At 41.6% G+C, this 20,852-nt stretch carries 9 protein-coding genes, 1 tRNA gene and 1 rRNA gene; 5 read left to right on the forward strand and 6 right to left on the reverse strand.

Annotated elements, in window-relative coordinates:
- Positions 1-337 precede the first annotated feature (337 nt).
- Positions 338-1,869 (reverse strand): 16S ribosomal RNA (locus KW136_RS03855).
- A gap of 2,535 nt (positions 1,870-4,404) precedes the next feature.
- On the reverse strand, positions 4,405-4,554 hold the full coding sequence (locus KW136_RS03860) for a hypothetical protein (RefSeq protein ID WP_217946837.1): 150 nt from the start codon (positions 4,552-4,554) through the stop codon (positions 4,405-4,407).
- 325 nt (positions 4,555-4,879) lie between these two features.
- On the opposite strand from KW136_RS03860, the gene KW136_RS03865 reads away from it, so the two are divergent.
- Entirely contained in the window at positions 4,880-5,569 is a 690-nt protein-coding gene (locus KW136_RS03865; protein ID WP_216797303.1) for an orotate phosphoribosyltransferase, read from the forward strand.
- A 1,100-nt stretch (positions 5,570-6,669) separates the two neighbouring features.
- Positions 6,670-6,903: a hypothetical protein gene (locus tag KW136_RS03870; protein ID WP_216797305.1), complete on the forward strand. Its 234-nt coding sequence runs from the start codon at positions 6,670-6,672 to the stop codon at positions 6,901-6,903.
- Positions 6,904-7,858: 955 nt separating this feature from the next.
- Here KW136_RS03870 and glmS read toward each other — a convergent pair.
- The 3 genes from glmS to KW136_RS03885 all read right to left on the reverse strand — a co-directional run bounded on the left by glmS (position 7,859) and on the right by KW136_RS03885 (position 12,377).
- On the reverse strand, positions 7,859-9,676 hold the full coding sequence (glmS, locus tag KW136_RS03875; protein ID WP_216797307.1) for a glutamine--fructose-6-phosphate transaminase (isomerizing): 1,818 nt from the start codon (positions 9,674-9,676) through the stop codon (positions 7,859-7,861).
- Positions 9,677-9,731: 55 nt separating this feature from the next.
- Entirely contained in the window at positions 9,732-11,096 is a 1,365-nt protein-coding gene (glmU, locus tag KW136_RS03880; protein WP_216797309.1) for a bifunctional UDP-N-acetylglucosamine diphosphorylase/glucosamine-1-phosphate N-acetyltransferase GlmU, read from the reverse strand.
- Between the two features lie 879 nt (positions 11,097-11,975).
- Positions 11,976-12,377: a dihydroneopterin aldolase gene (locus KW136_RS03885; RefSeq protein WP_216797503.1), complete on the reverse strand. Its 402-nt coding sequence runs from the start codon at positions 12,375-12,377 to the stop codon at positions 11,976-11,978.
- Positions 12,378-12,977: 600 nt separating this feature from the next.
- Here KW136_RS03885 and KW136_RS03890 point away from each other — a divergent pair.
- Both KW136_RS03890 and KW136_RS03895 read left to right on the forward strand, forming a co-directional pair.
- Entirely contained in the window at positions 12,978-14,168 is a 1,191-nt protein-coding gene (locus KW136_RS03890; protein ID WP_216797311.1) for a class I SAM-dependent methyltransferase, read from the forward strand.
- A 259-nt stretch (positions 14,169-14,427) separates the two neighbouring features.
- Complete coding sequence (locus KW136_RS03895) at positions 14,428-15,198, forward strand: ferredoxin--NADP reductase (protein WP_216797313.1); 771 nt, start codon at positions 14,428-14,430, stop codon at positions 15,196-15,198.
- A 1,508-nt stretch (positions 15,199-16,706) separates the two neighbouring features.
- On the opposite strand, the gene KW136_RS03900 is transcribed toward KW136_RS03895, so the two are convergent.
- Positions 16,707-16,782: transfer RNA gene (locus KW136_RS03900), tRNA-Arg, on the reverse strand.
- Positions 16,783-17,592: 810 nt separating this feature from the next.
- Between KW136_RS03900 and KW136_RS03905 the strand changes: the two genes are divergently transcribed.
- A complete protein-coding gene (locus tag KW136_RS03905; RefSeq protein ID WP_216797506.1) occupies positions 17,593-19,740 on the forward strand; it encodes a UvrD-helicase domain-containing protein in 2,148 nt (715 codons plus the stop codon).
- Positions 19,741-20,852: the final 1,112 nt, after the last annotated feature.

Consider the following 20,852-nt stretch of genomic DNA (forward strand, 5'->3'; position numbering starts at 1 on the left):
TTTTAATAGACTTGTTAAAGTCTAAGTTTTGTGTTGTGCAATACTTTTTAAGTATTTTAATTAACTTAAAAAGTAAATGATTCTACCCATCTATTTTTACATCTATTTTAAGATGTATTTAATAGATAGACTGCTTTTCCAGATTGTTAAAGAACGCTACAGTCGTATAAATATTTTTATACACTGCTTAATTACTAACATTTAGGTTTAAATATTAGTAATTAAGCAGTGTGGAGGCAGACGGAATCGAACCGACTGAGCTACAGACCCTTTGTCTGTCCCCGTAACTTTACAGCCGATAAGTGTGAGTACTTGTAGTACAGACATTTCGCTCTAGAAAGGAGGTGATCCAGCCGCACCTTCCGATACGGCTACCTTGTTACGACTTCACCCCAGTCATGAATCCTACCGTGGTAACCGTCTTCCTTTCGGTTAGACTAGCCACTTCTGGTAAAACCCACTCCCATGGTGTGACGGGCGGTGTGTACAAGACCCGGGAACGTATTCACCGCGACATGCTGATCCGCGATTACTAGCGATTCCAGCTTCATGTAGTCGAGTTGCAGACTACAATCCGGACTACGATCGGTTTTTTGGGATTAGCTCCCCCTCACGGGTTGGCAACCCTCTGTTCCGACCATTGTATGACGTGTGAAGCCCTACCCATAAGGGCCATGAGGACTTGACGTCATCCCCACCTTCCTCCGGTTTGTCACCGGCAGTTTCCCTAAAGTGCTCTTGCGTAGCAACTAGGGACAAGGGTTGCGCTCGTTGCGGGACTTAACCCAACATCTCACGACACGAGCTGACGACAGCCATGCAGCACCTGTGCGTCGATTCTCTTTCGAGCACCTCTACTTCTCAGTAGAGTTTCGACCATGTCAAGGGTAGGTAAGGTTTTTCGCGTTGCATCGAATTAATCCACATCATCCACCGCTTGTGCGGGTCCCCGTCAATTCCTTTGAGTTTTAATCTTGCGACCGTACTCCCCAGGCGGTCAACTTCACGCGTTAGCTACGTTACTAAGGAAATAAATCCCCAACAACTAGTTGACATCGTTTAGGGCGTGGACTACCAGGGTATCTAATCCTGTTTGCTCCCCACGCTTTCGTGCATGAGCGTCAGTATTGACCCAGGAGGCTGCCTTCGCCATTGGTATTCCTCCACATCTCTACGCATTTCACTGCTACACGTGGAATTCTACCTCCCTCTGCCATACTCTAGACTGCCAGTCACCAATGCAGTTCCCGGGTTGAGCCCGGGGATTTCACATCGGTCTTAGCAAACCACCTGCGCACGCTTTACGCCCAGTAATTCCGATTAACGCTTGCACCCTACGTATTACCGCGGCTGCTGGCACGTAGTTAGCCGGTGCTTATTCTTCCGGTACCGTCATCCAGTCTAGGTATTAACTAGACTGCTTTCTTTCCGAACAAAAGTGCTTTACAACCCGAAGGCCTTCTTCACACACGCGGCATTGCTGGATCAGGGTTTCCCCCATTGTCCAAAATTCCCCACTGCTGCCTCCCGTAGGAGTCTGGGCCGTGTCTCAGTCCCAGTGTGGCTGACCGTCCTCTCAGACCAGCTACAGATCGTTGCCTTGGTAAGCTTTTACCTTACCAACTAGCTAATCTGGCATCGGCCGCTCTTTGAGCGCGAGGCCCATAGGGTCCCCCGCTTTCCTCTTTGGAGTGTATGCGGTATTAATTCGGCTTTCGCCGGGCTATCCCCCACTCTAAGATACGTTCCGATGTGTTACTCACCCGTTCGCCACTCGCCGCCAGGCCGAAGCCTGCGTTGCCGTTCGACTTGCATGTGTAAGGCATGCCGCCAGCGTTTAATCTGAGCCAGGATCAAACTCTTCAGTTTAAACCTGTTACTTATTTTAGCTTTTTAGGCTTTGTCGCTCAACTCAAAATATTGATAATTTTTAAATTTCTAAAAATTACTTTAATTTTGCATGAGACTTGATTATTTTCTTTGCTTTTTACACTTTATATTTTATGTAAAGTGTAGTTTTGCCTGACCATCAAGTACCCACACTTATCGGCTGTTACTTTTTTAAAGAGCATCGCGCTAAATTAGCTTTAACTTATTTGAGCTAAAGATTTTTTTGCGTTTTATTGTGTTAACAACAAAGAACTAGCATTCTCGGTGTAATTCTACGAAACGTCAAGAGCTTTTTAGAAAATTTCTTAGTCTTAGTAACTACTTACTGTTTTACTATATTCATTTATGATGATAACTTTATATATTATTTTTTGTCTAGTAATTTGTAGAATATTATTAATTCTAAGTTTACGTTATAGGCTATTTGTTGGTTATCATACCGTTGATAGCTACTATAACTATAGGCGATAGTAATCGACGTCTAGATATAATATTACTTTTACTACTCTGGTCGGTTATACTAACTTAAGCTGCACTGGATTGCTAGAACACGATACCGCCTAGTATGATCATGGCATCAGTACACTTGCTGCATGTTAATTATCTATAAACACTCTAACTTGTCGGGTAGGCTGCGACAGATTTATAGCCAACGCATATTATAATAAATGGGATCGAGTCAACGGTCGTATTTATTGTATGCCTATTTAATACCCTAGCCAGGGCGAGTTAAAGATGTGAGATTATCGTTTACTATATAGGACTGGGACCAGTAATACTGCGATCGCTAGTAAAAGACTTACTGGGCCTAGTATTGCTCGTGTTTAAGAAGTTTAGATACTTATATAAGGGGGCCACCTACTAGCGAATTTTAGATTCAAACTAATAAACCGGCTAGCACGCCTCTTCCAAGTGCAATATCTTTGATAAAGACTTCTCCTGTCTATACCATCTTTCTATTTATTAGGTGTTCTTGAAGAAAATTGAATATAAAACTCTGGAACGAAATGCTTTAATATCTATTAATAATATACCGCTAATTCAGAAAGTCTCTCGGAGCTCATATTCTACTCTCTCTAGAGTTTTACCTGAATGACACAAAATCAGTCGTGCTGAGATATGACAACAAAACATAATCTTACCGCCAAGGTGCAAAACAGAGGTTCGGGGACTATATCCGTATAGCGTTATGGGAACGATCAGCATAGAGCGTGCGGATTAACGCATCTCATGCTACACCGCAGCTGCAGTCAGTGATGCCACCATACTAAACAAGAGCTCCTATTGCGTGCACGTATGATGTTTATAGATTTATAGTGCCACTAACGCTAAGATTTTATATATCACTTATTAATGCCTATAAATATCTTGATATAATTTCTAACTATAATACTGGCCATAAAACAGATGGACTTAGTGCTATCTACTAAGTCCCGATATATATCAAGTAGATATCCGGCGAGCTAGTATTCTCGATACTATGCTGCTCGATTAAGACTTCAAATAGAACAAGGATTCTAACCTTCCGCGACTAAGTATTATAATAAATATATATAGTAGATAGTTCTTGGTCAGTAGCCAAGACGGACCCTTTTAAAACACACAACTTAAACCGAATAGGGACCCAGAACCGGGTAGGTGGTGTATATACTTAGCTATTTGAAGCTAAACTGGTTCTCAGCACAATTAATATAAAACAGAATTAGTAGTGACTTGCTAGCTATACGTTTCTGGAGGGCCAAGTAATAATTCTTGGCGTGTCAGCGCAGTAGTGACACTCGGATAATCCATACTGTTAGCGGACATATATCCGCTAACAGTATGGATTATCTCCCACCCTGCCCCTTTTTATTCCTCTCAGCACTTTACATATATATTAGATGAGAATATGAACCTTAAGGAAAAAAGATGTAACCTCTAGAATTTTAGAGGTCTCGTCGAGACTAGCATAGTTATCAACTATATCGCTTTCGCTTTATAAAAAAACATGTATAACTACGTTTATATAAGTAGTATTTAAGGCCTCATATAGGGATCGACCCATAGTTCGACAAAAACGCAACTTATCAGCTAACCCGAATACTACAAGATAGATTGTCCAAGTATCGCGATCTGGTATACCGGGCGAATGTAGTGAAAGCCAGCCGATATCTATATATGCACAAAATTATATTTAAACGCGAATCGAATGACAATCTAGCGGTTACCATCGTCTAGAAATCGTATAAAATTACCTGATCCTAGTGTCAGGCGACACTATGCCACGATGCGTGGTACATCAAAATTCCGCTGTATATTTCTTAAGCAAACGACTTTAGCAGAGAAGCTTGAATAGTTTGTCGCGTTATGGCGGAATATTAACACTCTCCTACGATAGTAACTAGGCTTCTAGCCTAATAGGCTTAACTCACTAATATTTAAAGTACATAGCTTTCTTAGATTAGATTCTGAAAATTTTTTTTTGAACATAATTATACTGGAATTATGCTTATATAAGCCACCCTTTCCCCGGTATTACTGGCTTGCTAGCCAATGGCTAATCGGCACTACTATGCGTTCCAGTTGTGAAGACACTAATTTAGCCGCCTTGAGATATCCTGCTTTATGCATCTTGTATAGCTTCCGGGCATTAATGACTACGTACGCTGCTTGAGGCGTAAGCAAGGGGACATTCAGTTCAACTAATTAAACACCCGCTATTTTAGAGAGTAGCCGAAAGCTTAAGGAACTTTTAATTACAGTAATTTGTAGTGATAGGCAAGAGTATTACTCTATCATGATTTATTTATAGTAAAGCGTATATTTATATAAAATGAAATACAGTAGAGATAAAATTTGCAATCCTAAATAACTACTTGACAAATAGCTAGTTCCTACTGAGTAACTCAGAGCACGGTTAAGCCATATAGTATCTTATTAATTTATAATGGCGGGTTGTACGCAAAGTTTAATCTTATACAGACTACCCTATATTTTAAGGAATTTCTTAATGAAAATTATAAATCAGCAAACAATTGCCGATGCGACCGCTAAAATTCTACTCGAGATCCAGGCTATTCATTTCAACGCTAAAAAACCATATATCCTCACGTCTGGATGGGCTAGCCCAGTCTATGTCGATTGCAGAAAGCCAATTTCCTATCCACGCGTGCGCAATGCGTTGATGGACATGGCCGAAGCAGAAATTTATACCCGTATTGGATTCGAAAAAATTACTTCTGTAGCGGGCGGAGAAACTGCTGGCATCCCGTTTGCTGCATGGATTGCCGACCGCATGGGCTTACCAATGCAATATATTCGCAAGAAGCCAAAAGGTTTTGGCCGTAATGCGCAGATCGAAGGGGTTTTACTAGAGGGTTCGCGGGTTTTACTGGTCGAGGATCTAACGACCGACGGTCGCAGCAAGCTCAATTTTATTAATGCATTACGCACTGCTAATGCGGGCGTCGAGCACTGCTTTGTATTATTCCACTACAATATCTTTAAAGAAAATGTGTCGGCTCTTAAGGATGCTGGGGTCGCTCTACACGCATTAGCGACTTGGTGGGACTTACTACGCGTAGCTAAAGATGAGGGGTACTTCGACACTAAAACACTAGATGAAATTGAGAAGTTTCTACATGCTCCCGCTCAATGGTCAGCAGAGCACGGAGGCGCGATGTCTGTACCACCACAGTAAAACCCATCGAAGTAAAAAAAGCCTTCAAGTATGATCATCAAAACATGCCCAGCTTGTAGGAATAGCTGGCCTTATTACGGGCTTTTCGGCTTTAGCTAGTCACATCCTGGTTAAGTTATACTACGCTGGCCGTGTCTAACCGTTTACTTTAAACACGAGTTTATATTTGCAATCTCCCTGCTTCAGCAGCTACTTTGCTTGTAACATCGAGTATCCAGCTATTTTTATATTTATGTGTTGAAGCCTCTTTATCTTATACTAGATATTTACTACTTACGCGTCTTCTAAGCGGGAGACGGAGAACAAAATATCTAATAGTCTATGAGAATTAGGTTAGCGCTATATAAATAGTTTGTCTTCTGCGCAGCGTAATAAGAAGCACCTTAACTAAGACAGGCAACACACACATCTAAAAACGTACATAGTGAATTGAACAATTCTTCCTAGATTTGTTATATTGTTATATACTGCTACCCAAGATTCTTACAATAGACACATCTTCCCTATATATTATAATACTCTATTATTTAAAACTTTTAACAATTTTGGAGAAATACTAGCTTATACAGACCAATAGAGTGGGTCGCTATGTCGTGCTATACATAATAATGTACCTAATTTCTATATACTACAGGACATCTGGGCGCTATGTATGTAACATTACATTCACTTAGAAGCTGATACTAGTCGGTGTAACATATACTGGATAATAGCTTTTTAAAGCGTCACATATACGACGTGTCTATATAAATTTTTTGTGCTTAAGCACAACGTAAATTTAGAATAACAACAAAAGTTTTTGTTAATAGATAGGATAGTCCGGCTAGGTTCAAAACCAATAAATACCTTTTAAAGCGATGTAATATTAAGGTATTTCGCGCTGATAAGGCGCAGCGTAAAATCCTAATAGGCGCTGGCAGCTAATTAATGCTTCTAACGTTGCATGCCCTGCCTACCAGATATTAAGTCGTGCTACTCCGTATCTCTAGTTGTAAAAATAAGTATGTGGTTATATTGGGATGCCAGCATAATGTTCCGAATGCAATGGGACGGGTCGAACGAGTGACCTAAGCTAAACCAAAACAACGGAAAAATTGCGCTTGAGTAGGCGCATCGCGGTACGTGTATTATATATTCATCGACGTTTGTACCGGATATTGTACCAGCTGGTTTTAGCAAAACCGCGTATTTTATTATCAGATACAGTGATAGCAGCAAAATTGATCGTAACTTACGGGGAGCACTTTAGTGCCGTATTATCAAGTCCGCACCCCTACATTCTCACGCCAAGGCTTGTATACCTACCAGACATCAAGGTTTTTTATTCGGCCTAACGATGATTATGGCACTCAGGCCAATCGTCGGCACCTTCTATTCAGTCGTAATACACCTACGTTCTTACTGAACTAAATACTGCGCCGGCAAATCATGTTTGCAGGTTATACTATTCCGTTCGCTCAAAACCCGGATGATGCATGGTAATGTATAAGCTAATAATATCGCTCATTGTATTAACCTACTTGGCATCAGGAATGATGGGGGTAAATCATCGCGATCGTGCCACTCTATAACCGTGAAAAAGTGCATCAGATACTGCCTTATAGAGTACATGAACTTGCTATCAGCGTAAATTAGTAGATCGGATAATCTCGCAACATCACGAGCGCGCTTATGGAAAACACCTTCTACTGAGCAGCGCTATTATGCTGGTATAGCCAAACTATATTGACTTTGTTACGGTGCATTACATTATTCAGTATCAATTTTCCTTAATTGCTACTAACCTATATAACGTTAGTGTAATCTCTAAATCTTAGACAGCTATAAGATTTAATATCTCTTTATTTTATATAATTGAACATATAAGTTTATAACTCTAGTTTCAAAAACTATATGAGCTACTAGCAGTTAAAATATTAGTTCTTATAGAAGAGTTCAGCGCGATATCTAGCTCAATAAGCGCCCTGCTTAAAGCAGCAATTAATACCTTGGAATTAGCACTAATAGAAAACAAGGGAAAACTTACTTTACTAATATGTAGATTTAAACTTTAAGTATTTGAGAAGACGAGATTTTGCCTATTTATTCATGTAGGTAATATAATGCGCATAAGGCAAATATCACGTCTATGGTAAAAAGTAGAAGATAGCAGTAACTCTCAATTATAGATTGAAAATCTAAAGCTAAACCTGAAGTCGCCTCGAGAACTCTGGGGTATGTATTAATTTTGCTTCTACCGTATTGCTCAATAAGCGATATGAGGGGTGGCTGTCGAGGATATTTAATCAATCACTCTACCGTCACCGACTTAGCGAGATTCCTCGGCTTATCTACATCAGTACCGCGCGCGCAAGCAGTATGATACGCGAGCAATTGTAATGGCACTACATGCAAGATCGGTGAGAGCAGCCCATAATGTTCTGGCATTCTAATCACATGCAGGCCTTCATCGTTAACAATTCGTGTATCCGCATCAGCAAATACATATAGTTGGCCACCCCGTGCACGGACTTCCTGAATATTGGACTTCAGTTTTTCAAGAAGCATATCATTAGGTGCAACAGTAACTACTGGCATTGCTTCAGTCACCAGCGCGAGTGGCCCATGCTTCAACTCGCCGGCTGGATATGCCTCAGCGTGAATATATGAGGTTTCCTTCAGCTTTAATGCGCCTTCTAGTGCAATCGGGTAATGCATGCCTCTTCCAAGAAACAGCACATTTTCTTTACTAGAAAATTCTTCTGCCCATGCGATGATCTGCGGCTCAAGCGAGAGCACGCTATTAAGCGCCGCCGGTAGGTGTCGTAACTGTTTTAAATGCTGTGCCAGAAGACTTGAATCCGCATGACCTCGCAACCATTCCAATGTTACTGAAAGCACAAACAGAGCGACGAGTTGCGTAGTGAATGCTTTTGTCGAAGCAACGCCGATTTCAGTACCGGCGTGCGTTAGAAAACGTAGTGCAGTGAGCCGAACTATAGCGCTGCCTTCCACATTGCAAATCGCCATCGTATGCAAGTGTCCGAGCTCATTCGCATGCTTAAGTCCAGCAAGCGTGTCCGCCGTTTCACCAGACTGGGAAATTACTACAACCAGTGACCGATGATTTGGTACAGAGTCACGATAGCGATACTCACTTGCGATCTCGACTTGTGTAGGAATTTTAGCGATCGATTCCAGCCAGTATTTGGCTGTCAAGCCAGAGTAATAGCTGGTGCCGCATGCAAGAATCAGGAGGCTGTCAATTTTATTGAATACATCTCTAGCACCAGCTCCAAACAGCTCAGGATCGAATGCGTCAATGTGCGCAATCGTATCCGAAATGGCACGCGGCTGCTCAAAGATCTCTTTGTGCATAAAGTGCTGGTATGGCCCAAGTTCTACCGCGCTACTATAAGTATTAACGGTATGTACTTGCCGCTGCACAAGGTCCCCGTTACAATCCGCGATCCGAACTCTATCAAGCGTTAATTCAACTACATCGCCTTCCTTGAGGAAGATAAGGCGATTAGTGCTACCCGCTAGGGCGAGAGCATCTGAGGCCAGGAAATTTTCGCTTTTACCCAGCCCAACTACCAGCGGCGATCCTCCGCGAGCACAGCATACCAGATGCGGCTGATCTGTTGAAAAAACCGCAATCGCGTAAGCCCCATGAAGCTGCTTTACCGCTGCGCGCACAGCAGCAAATAAATCATTTTTATATACACTGTAAATTAGGTGGGCAATAACCTCGCTATCAGTCTGCGTTACAAATTTATAACCGTTCTCGCACAGGCCTTCCCGGAGGATTTCATGATTTTCAATAATCCCGTTGTGAACTAGCGCAATCGTTTCATGTGAAAAAATCGGATGCGCGTTATGCGTGACTGGTGCTCCGTGCGTTGCCCAACGCGTATGTGCAATACCTGTTTCTCCCAGCAGTTGCGAGTCGAGAATCTTCTGTTCAAGGTCCGCCACGCGCGATACGCTGCGAGCGCACCGAGCGACTCCATCGACGATGACGGCTACACCACACGAATCGTAGCCACGGTATTCTAGGCGTCGTAACCCCTGAACAAGAACTGGGACAATATTACGTTGCGCTACCGCACCAACAATGCCACACATGATATTTATCCCTGAAAATAGGAGTTCCCAGTTCTACTGGCTTATCGAACAGCGTCTATTTAAGACTTTTTTTAGCTGGTCGCGTATACTCTGGTTTTGCGACCTGTGTTTTCTCATTTAATACTAGCGCCCTAGCGGGCACATTATGCCAAACGGTTGTACCCGCTGCGAGCGTCGCACCTGGGCCTACAATAACTGGTGCAACAAGCTGGGTATCAGAGCCTACAAATACGTCATCGCATATAACAGTTCGATGTTTATTTATCCCATCATAGTTACAGGTAATTGTTCCGGCACCAATGTTCACGCGCGCCCCGATGTCGGCATCGCCTATATAGCTCAAATGGTTAGCCTTCGCGCAATGCCCGAGCACGGAATTCTTAACCTCAACGAAGTTTCCCACATGAACATTTCTGGATAGAATAGTTCCAGAACGTAGCCGTGTATATGGGCCTAATACAACATTCTCGCCTAAGCAAGCTCCGTCTACATACGTGAACGCGTTCACCCGTACGCCCGAACCAATAGTCGTTTCTCGGATTATGCAGTTTGGCTCGATAATAACGCAGTTACCCAGTACAACGCGTCCCTCAAACACACAGTTGACATCGATTAACACCTCGGATCCACACTCTAAAGTACCGCGTACATCAATACGCGACGGATCAACTAATGTAACGCCAGCGTCTAGCAGACGCAGCGCCTCGTTACGCTGGTAAATGCGCTCTAAGTCAGCCAACTGGCGTCTGTTGTTCACGCCGAGCGCTTCCCAGATATCATCCGGCTGCACACCGATAACCTCAACGCCATCATGTATTGCCAGCTCGACGACGTCGGTTAAGTAGAACTCGCGCTGAATATTATCGTTTTTTAACGAGCCAAGCCAAGACTCAAGCCGCCAGCTAGGCAAGATAGCGATACCAGTATTAATCTCACAAATTTCTTGTTGCCATGAGTTAGCATCTTTTTGCTCAATGATCCTCACGATGCGTCCAGTGCAATCACGTACAATGCGACCATAACCGCATGGGTTATCTAGCGTGACAGTCAGGACCCCATAGTGATCATTAGCCGCTACTTCAAACAGCCGTCGAAGCGTCGAAGCTCGCGTGAGGGGCACATCGCCACATAATACTAGTGTGGGCAATGTTGGGTCAATAAATGGTAATGCCTGTTGAACTGCATGGCCAGTACCCTGTTGCTCAGTTTGCATTACAAATTTGATATCTGGCGCGCCGATAGCCGTACATACGGCATCGGCGCCATGCCCGACTACCACGATGATTCGACTCGTCGCTAGTGCACGGGCTGTAGCGATAACATGAGATAGCATTGGCCGGCCAGCTAGTGGGTGTAGTACTTTCGGGCGCGCCGAGTTCATGCGCTTACCTATGCCGGCTGCAAGAATGATAATATTCACTGCATCAATATCCGGGGATATTTAAAATATAGATAATTTGTGAATCGGGATTACTGCATTCCATAGCGAAACTAACACTCGGGCAGGCCAGTAATATAGCTCTTCTATAGCTTGTGAAATTCCAGAACTGCAAGGCGCTGCTACCAGGGTGGAATGCAGTATAGCGTGGAACGCACAATCACCCATGGATCTATCATATCTATAGCATGTTATTCGCCAATGGAAAAATAATAATAAATTATTTATTAAGTGTGGATAATACAACTTCGCTAAAGTGCTTGATATATGCCTAATTTTTAGGGGTAACTCTTATTTTTATCCTAGAGTAAGCTCTTTATCTAAGCAGATTTCAGGTTCGTACTAACTACCGTGCAGATTTTATAGAGCAATCTAAAATTTAGAAAATTACGCATACCTCCACGGACCATATCTGATTATAGATAGATAACTAAACTACGGTGTGCTAGCTACTATCACACCGTAGTTTAAGCAGTACACCTTTAGTATTGCAACTGTAGAATATATTTAGCAGGACAACTTGTAGGGCTCTATCCATATAATGGACCATAATCTTGGTCATCTAAACTTACTCGCAGTACCTTATACTACATAGAGTACTACGCTAAAAATTCTAGAGCATCGCTCTACCTTTCGGCATCAAAATATAGATGTACTGTACGTATCTTAATTTAATTTTAATGTAGACTCTTTACCAAAATTCAGTATACGGCTTAAGTAGCATCTTCCTACAGTAGGATATATAGAAACGTATATCTATCTTATCTATTAGATAAGTGCTAGTACTCTGCTTATGCACTTCGATTATTCTATTTAGAACAATAGTTTTACTTACAGCGGGCTCGGGATTTCTAGATACATTTACATCAAGACCTCCTTCATACGGAGAATTTCGACGCCTACCGAATCGCAGTCTGGGTAGACGTCTGGCTTTTCTGTCGATACCCGAACCGCTCTGACATTCTGATGCGATAGCATAACCTCAGCAATGTCATCACATAACGTTTCTTGCAAATTAAGATGCCCCCGAGAGACTCGTTGTGCAATTGTCGAACGCATAAAATCATAGTCAACAACTTCAACTAACTTATCTGTACGCGGCGTCGACTCGGCCAGCGGTATAAACAGATCAATATTAATAATGACACGCTGTTCAGCGTATTTCTCACAATCATGCACGCCGATATTGATATAGATCTCGTAGTTTCGTAAGAATAATCGTCGACAGTTTATTAGTCTTGGATGAGAAATCTCAGAGAGCATAAAGTAGTCCATGTAAAAATAGGGTAACGTTTAGGTAGCATACTATTTCCATCGTATGTTCAGGTATTATAGTCAAACTACTTATATAAACATTATAGGTCGCACTAGCAGTATGAAGTAACTGCCATCGATCAGTAATGTCGCACGTGTCGCATATCTTTTATAGTAGTACACACCACATCAATTGCATTAGCTAGATCGATTAAGTAACACACGCCACTGTGTTTCGACAAAACCTTTATTAGGTCAACTACCGGAGTACCTGGTGAGTCCGATTTCAACTAGCACGGTTCTTGGATGTAAAGCCGGTACCCTAAGCCTACTTAGAAATAAGGCTTACAGGAGCGAATATGATAATTGTGCAAATTATTTTATACAGCCCTTTCCTAACGATAAGGCTTATCACCGGCTCGAGTAATGTTCTATTTAGTGCGTATAGTCCCATTTCATGAGCCCGCATGCGGTAATAATACCTAAACTAAGCACCACACCGCACCCGCCCTTAACGGGGACACGCTCTATGCAGAGCGACAATGAATACTGTGCATTATGGAGTCGGATACTTATGCGCACGATAGATTGCTAATTTACGATACCGGGATGAAAACCAATATAATACAGAGAGATAGCTTACCTATTCCTAACGATGCTGCGATTGCGCACTTGTATGCGCTAGCGCAGCATATAACCCAAAAAATCGCTTCAGCCGGAGGTTGGTTACCATTCGATAGATATATGGAGCTTGCTCTCTATACGCCCGGTCTTGGGTACTATAGCAGTGGCACGGTTAAGTTTGGTCGTAGTCCAGACGACGGTAGTGACTTTATTACCGCCCCGGAACTCACATTGCTGTTTGCTCAGGCCTTTGCCAAACCAGTGGCCGAGATATTTTATGCCACTGGCACTCGCCATGTAGTCGAATTTGGGGCTGGAACAGGTAGATTTGCTTCCGGCTTACTGCGCACTCTAGATGAGCTTGGTGCTAGATGCTCGAGCTACACCATCGTAGAGTTGTCTGGAGAGTTGCGCAAGCAGCAGCGAGCATGTATTGAAGAAACCGCGCAGCAGTTTGCCCCCTGCGTTCAGTGGATCGATACTATTCCGGGACGCGTAGATGGTGTGATCATCGGAAATGAAGTGCTTGATGCAATGCCGGTGCGTCTTTTTGCACGTCAGAATAACTTATGGTACGAACGCGGCGTCGCTATGACAGACACGGATCGATTTGCATTCTCTGATCGACCGCTGACCGCTATCACCTCGCCAGCTATACTTGCGCATGTCCCTGGCGTGCACGACTACGTGACTGAGACACATGAAGCGGCAGCTGCATTCGTACACACGGTGTGCTCGGTGCTCGGTTGCGGCGTTGTGTTGTTTATCGACTATGGTTTTCCGGCGGCTGAGTATTACCATCCGCAGCGTACGGAGGGCACACTGATGTGCCACTATCGACATCATGCTCACGATGATCCATTTCTCTACCCGGGCTTACAAGATATTACCGCACACGTACAGTTCAGCGCCATTGAACAGGCAGCTCGTAGTGCAGGCGCACATTTGCTCGGATACACGTCGCAGGCGCACTTCTTGATAAATGCAGGTATCACAGACTTACTGATGAAACTAGATCCAACTAACTCGGCCTGCTTTTTGCCCGAGGCCAATATGGTACAAAAGCTGCTATCCGAGGCTGAGATGGGTGAGTTATTTAAGGTAATTGCACTTTGCCGAGGCTTTGACGGTAGACTTGGCGCTTTCAAGAGTGGCGACCGCTCGCATACATTGTAACTTGTGAGGCTAGCCCGTATATGTTCTGCTAGTTGATAACTAGCCGCTAAATTTTCGAGGACTATCTATGCACATTACGCCAGGGCCGATTTAGGGGGGTTACGTTATTTACGTGTAGCTAACGCACGACTGTAGCTATGCTAGATGTTTATATCGGAGATATTTTATGAGGTATAGTAAATAATACGTTACCTAATTTCTAGGAGCTAGGCTCTGTCATTGATCCGCTTTTAACGATCACTAATCCTGTTGAAACAGCATGAGCACTTTAACCCAACAAACTATTCTCAGCGTACATCATTGGACTGATAAGCTTTTCAGCTTTACTTGCACGCGCGATCCAGGCTTTCGTTTCGATAATGGTCAATTCACGATGATCGGCTTAGAGGTGGATGGTAAACTGCTGCTGCGCGCATATAGTCTTGTAAGCGCAAACTATGAGGAGCACCTTGAATTCCTAAGCGTTAAAGTGCAAGATGGTCCACTTACTTCTAGGCTACAGCATTTGAAAGTGGGTAATAAAGTCTACGTCGGTAAAAAATCAACTGGCACGTTAGTGGTCGATAACCTCCTACCAGGTAGAATGCTATGGCTATTGTCTACTGGAACCGGTCTGGCTCCGTTTTTATCGATTATCAAGGATTCAGATATCTATGATCGTTACGAGAAAATCGTGCTCACGCATACTTGCCGGTTTATTAATGAGCTCGCATACAAAGAGTACATTACTCTACACTTGCCGATGCACGAGCACATAGGAGAAATGATCCGAGAGAAACTAATATATTTCCCAACCGTGACGCGTGAGCCATTCCAGAACTGTGGCCGCATCACAGAATTAATCGAAACAGGTAGATTATTTTCATTGCTTGGTATGCCACCATTCTCCAATGAGAATAGCCGAGTTATGTTATGTGGAAGTCCACATATGCTACATAAAACACGGCAACTGCTTGATAGCCTTGGTTTTGCTGAAGGTAGTAATTCAGCCCCAGGCCACTATGTTATTGAAAAAGCTTTTGTTGATTGATGGTAGCTCTGGCGGATGAACTCGTTAAGAAGACTCGTATACCCCATGACTATAGGGTAATAGTAAAGTATCCAGTATCTTACAACTGGATAGAGCTTTCGCCGAGCAGCCTTGGCAAGGGGAAATCTAAAATACTTAAAACCCATTATATAATATATATTATTAGCTCGGGCAATGCCATGTCCGCGATAACTCCTGAATTAGTATACTGCCTTCCCTACCTAGCCACTACGCCTTTCTTAGAGAGCGATATGCATCGCTCAGCTTCAGACTAAAATAGCAGAAACTAAACTACAAAATAGTGCTACTGGTATTTGATTGCTGCTTTCTTTATAAGAAAGAGGACCAAGATTAGAGTTTTAATTATTAGGTATTGCCACTAAATGACTCTTTATCAAGGTCATATAGCGTAATTGATAGTCATCGTATTTAGATGTACCTGTTAATCAATGTATTGAGTATGAGATATAGATATGGCTTACAAAATAAACTACGTACTGTATCAGTAAATACAATAACGACGCCAATTTTTATTAGATTCGGGCCAAATAGGGCTGTATATTACGTCTCTAGTAGTAGATAGGGGAGTTGGATTTAATCCCTAATATAAAACTATATCTTATAAATATACTCTGCTTATCTGCTAGATCGCTAAACTGCTTAAACGCTTACACAACTACGTTGCCGATTTAGCGTCATCTTACTTCTAATATTGCCAAGTCTCAAAAGAGTAGTTAATTATCAGACCCCCCCTATACTAAGGCATGCTTACTACACACAAAGTACATGTATAGCGCCTTATAAATATATACCTATAACTACTAATTTTATATATAAAAAGCAACTTATTCTTTAAGACGACTTAAAATGCTGCTTAAGGAATATGCATAAATATCTCTTATCCAAGGATAGGTAATGTTTATGCATACTAAAACCATGTCCGTAAAATACTAGCGTTAGCTATTATTTGGTATGCAACATATTATTAATATCGTTTATCTTAAGCTTAAAATTATTTTTTTGGATGCTTTGTATTCACTTCATATAGGGTATCTTGCCTGAATAAGGCGCCATGAAATAATATTAGCAGTTATCCAGCTTTAATACTCTTATACGTTGAGCGCATATTGTTGATGTTGATTTAGTACTAGATTTATTTTATGTAGAGCAGGGTTGTACTAACTAACAGGTGCAACTAAGGTATATAACCAGGTTAGCTGGTATTTGCGATATATAGCTGCAAATCACGCGCTTAATAAATACACGTAACCTACACAAGAACAGCCGGCATTATATGAATGCTTAATAAGACTTATAAATAGGAGCTAATAAAGACTTATCTTTTATGAGACTGTTGGTAATTTATTAAAAAGTAGATATTAATAATATAAATATGCTTTCAGCTATAAATCTACTGTTCATAATTAAAACTTTATTATTAGCTGGAATAGAGGTTCTACTGTAATAAGGTATTTTAATAGGATAATTTAATTAATAAAATTAGTTTTTGGTGCGCCCGGCCGGGATTGAACCAGCAACCACTGCCTTCGGAGGGCAGTACTCTATCCATTGAGCTACGGGCGCTCGGCATTTAATAGCATTATGCATAAATACTAAAGAGTTTATAAACTATAATATACTTTAACCGCATTGTCTATCTAATGCATAAGAATGTTACTCCCTGACTATCGCTACCTTATATTGATACTGTTATACACCCTTTAACCTCTTAATTTTTTAAGTAGGTAGATGATATAAATGAGGGTATTTACCCATGTAAACTTATCGATTGGGGTATGTAAATATTATATTAATAGCAAGTATTCCTATTTCTAGGAGGCAATAAATATAAGGTTTTTTCTAGTTGTTTTCTGCACCCTATCGCATCTATTATTAAAGGAAGAACATAGTATGCGTAAGCATATAAAGCTTAGATCAAGAGTATAAAATCGCATTATGTCTATAATTATCAGATTTATGCTTATAAATAACATTTTAAGTTACTTTCAACTACAGCCATAAAACTACCTGTGTACTAGTTCTAAGAACTATATTTTTTTAGGTAAGTAGATTTCTTCCTGTCGTATAACTTTACCTGTACTAAGGTGCCTGAAATACTTATGAGTATATAATATTGATACATCTCCAACATGTTTACTACTGCTGAGGTCTATAAGACAAAGGACCCATATAGGTATGTAACTAGTATAGTTTAGTATTAATACTTAGTTATAAAACAGCCGAAATGCTTTTAGCAATCACATGCAGATAGGATAGCACTATGCGCACCTCTTGAGGTACAAAAAGCTACTTTTAGGTCATCTATGACGCACTGCTATCATGTTAGCATCTCGGGTTCCCGTCGGCGTTTGTCGGCACTTTCTGCTACGCCCTATGTATGGTCTAAACCCTCCGCAAAGTGCTGCGGTTATGTACTGTGACGGCCCATGCCTCATTCTTGCTGGTGCGGGCAGTGGTAAAACTCGCGTCATTACGCAGAAGATAGCTCATCTAATCGAAGCACAAGGCTTTGAGCCACATCACATTGTGGCGCTTACTTTTACAAATAAGGCGGCAGCCGAAATGCGTGAACGGGCTAGCCAACTGCTTAAGGGAAAAAAGCTGACGATATCTGGAAAGGAAGGCCGAAGAGTGCCTATTAATCAGCTGCAGATATGTACATTTCATGCTCTTGGTATGCAGATCTTGCGGCAGGAGGCAATACATGTTGGCTTAAAGACACAGTTTTCTATTATGGATGCGGACGATTGCTTCTCCCTGATTCAGGAGACGGTTAGAACGACAGACCAGGAACTAATTCGCAGAATACAGTCGATTATCTCGCTATGGAAAAGCAGTACAGTTACGCCAGAACAGGCTAGTGTATTCGCACAAAATAAAGAAGAGATGCAGGCAGCGGCCGTGTTTCATAATTATGTGGCAACTCTGCATGCGTATCAGGCGGTAGATTTTGATGACTTAATTTTATTGCCCACAAAATTATTTCGAAGTAATAAACTAGTACACGAAAAATGGCAGAATCGTTTTCACTACTTTTTAGTAGACGAGTACCAAGATACGAATATATGCCAGTATGAGCTACTAAAGTTGCTTACCGGCTCACGCGCAGCATTTACAGTGGTAGGAGACGATGATCAAGCTATTTATAGCTGGCGCGGCGCGACATTAGAAAACCTCGCTCAATTGCAGATAGACTTCCCTCATCTGAGGATTATTAAACTTGAGCAAAACTACCGCTCGACAGTACATATTTTAAACGCTGCGAATAGTGTAATTACACAAAACCCTAAATTGTTTGAGAAGAAATTATGGTCCGAGTATGGCATAGGCGATACCATTACTGTAACGCCATGTAATGATGAAGAGCATGAGGCAGAATCGGTAGCGTTCCGTTTGTCGGCGCACAAATTTGAACGGCGTGCGCAGTTTAGGGACTATGCGATTCTTTATCGAGGCAATTTTCAGGCTCGGATCTTAGAGCAGGTACTGCGACGCGAGAGAATCCCATACCTGCTCTCTGGCGGACAATCTTTCTTCGATCGAGCAGAAATTAAAGATATCTGCGCCTATCTTAGGCTTATCGCTAATCATGATAATGATCCAGCTTTTATCCGTGCGATAACAACACCTCGACGTGGCGTAGGCAATACGACACTACAGATTTTAGGTTCGTTTGCTAGCCAGGCAAAAGTATCATTATTCGAGGCGGTCTATATGGGCGGCGTTGAGACACGGATATCACAGCGTCAAATCGAACCGATGAGGGTATTTTGCGACTTCATTCAGCGTATTGCGGCACAAGCTATCACTGATTCAGCAACGTCGTTACTAGATTATTTAATGGAGTCTATTCAGTATGAACAGCACTTGTATAATACCCTTGACAATCGCCATGCCCAAATTAAGTGGGTAAATGTGCTTGAGTTTATAAAGTGGCTTAAAAAAAGGGGTACGAAACCAGAACTAAATGCTATAAAGCTTAATATTACTGTTAGTAAAGCCGACAGGTCAGGCGTTAATAACGCTAACGATAATGAGCAATATAAATATATCTCTGATAATTCAGATAAACTAGCCGATTCTGGTAAGAATCTACTTGAACTAATTCAAATCGTTGCATTAATGTCGGTGCTAGATGGAAAAGATGAAAATCCAGATGCGATACGTTTATCAACTATCCATGCATCGAAAGGACTGGAATATTCACATGTATTTTTAGTGGGCGTCGAGGAAGGCATTCTTCCTCACTACGGTAGCACCGATGATAAGTTAATTAAGCCCACACAAATCGAGGAAGAACGCCGCTTGATGTATGTTGCGATCACACGAGCACGGCGCAGCTTACACCTTAACTATTGTAAGAAGAGAAAGCGCGCAAAAGTAACGAGTGTATGCCAACCATCCCGCTTTATTAAGGAAATGCATCTAGATAATGCGCTACCATCTATGCCGGATGAAATCCCTATAACTCCCAAAGAGCGCCTAGCGTGCTTGAAAGCTCTGCTACAAAAGAAAAAGTAGCTAGAATAAATATTTGCTATACGGAGGACTATGTACGAAATCCCCTCCAAACGGAGCAAAATCAAGATATATGATAGTATGCGAGTTGCATACTGACTTGCTTGTCTCTAATAGACTCAGCGACAATAAAGCCAAATCGCTTCTCTTCTTAGGCTAGAACTTTCTAGCCTATCTCCCTACTGAGTAATCAGGATAAAGATGTGTTACTACACACGCATGTATAATGTCGATTAACGGCTCAATTAAGTATAGCTTGAGACGTATAAAAGACAAATCTCGGGTACAGGCTTCCTTGTAGGTTATTGCAAATTTGGCAACAGCTTACTTGGGTAATGACGCACTAAATAATAGTGTCGAGCTATCCTTCGACTATTAAGCATCAAGATGTTCTACATAAGAAAAGCTCTAGTCTAATAAAGAATACTGTCTATCAGTTACAGAATCTGTGATTAAGCTAGAGGATTTAGTACTTCCCAAGAAAGCGGGCAAAAGGTGCGCAGTAACCCTGAGACGCCCAGACTTTGTACTAAAAACTTATTAAGGTTTGTTTTTGTTAACTACCAAGACTGACGCATCCCAATCTGGATCTACATAGATACAGAATTCTTCATATACAAACTGCTTATCGTCCTAACAATTAGGGCCATATTTATAGCGTGATAGCGCGCACATTATCATGTAGCTGTTAAGGCTCGCCCGTTTAGCCTTTTTGCAACTACTATTAAGCGCATAAAAGGTATTTTACAACAGTCTCTCAGATAAGACTATATTCGCTATATCAGCAACTTACTCTAGTGTTTATGCGCTTTTCTTAACATAAAATACTAGAGAATAATAAATCTGATGCCGCTTATATAAGCTTATTAGTAATCGAGATTCTTAAAATTAGCTTTTTACTGATTTAGTAATAACTACATGATAGCCTAACCTCGGAATCAGAGGAACTTTCAACTAGGTATATTAGCGTAATGCCCTCTTAGCTAGATAACTAGACTTATTAACAACCTTTTATATATAACGCAATAAATACCTGTATATTTTTAGATAGATGTGCTGCCAGGACTATCTCTTAGATTAAGAATAGCACTTATTTAATACAGGGAATTTCTAGC

Origin of the sequence: Candidatus Vallotiella hemipterorum (assembly GCF_910593725.1) — a bacterium.
Classification (GTDB): Bacteria; Pseudomonadota; Gammaproteobacteria; order Burkholderiales; family Burkholderiaceae; genus Mycetohabitans; species Mycetohabitans hemipterorum.

Coding starts and splice junctions, on each gene's coding strand:
- KW136_RS03895 (WP_216797313.1), top strand. CDS start 14,428: ATGAGCACTTTAACCCAACAAACTATTCTCAGCGTACATCATTGGACT.
- KW136_RS03885 (WP_216797503.1), bottom strand. CDS start 12,377: ATGCTCTCTGAGATTTCTCATCCAAGACTAATAAACTGTCGACGATTA.
- KW136_RS03905 (WP_216797506.1), top strand. CDS start 17,593: ATGTATGGTCTAAACCCTCCGCAAAGTGCTGCGGTTATGTACTGTGAC.
- KW136_RS03865 (WP_216797303.1), top strand. CDS start 4,880: ATGAAAATTATAAATCAGCAAACAATTGCCGATGCGACCGCTAAAATT.
- KW136_RS03890 (WP_216797311.1), top strand. CDS start 12,978: ATGAAAACCAATATAATACAGAGAGATAGCTTACCTATTCCTAACGAT.
- glmS (WP_216797307.1), bottom strand. CDS start 9,676: ATGTGTGGCATTGTTGGTGCGGTAGCGCAACGTAATATTGTCCCAGTT.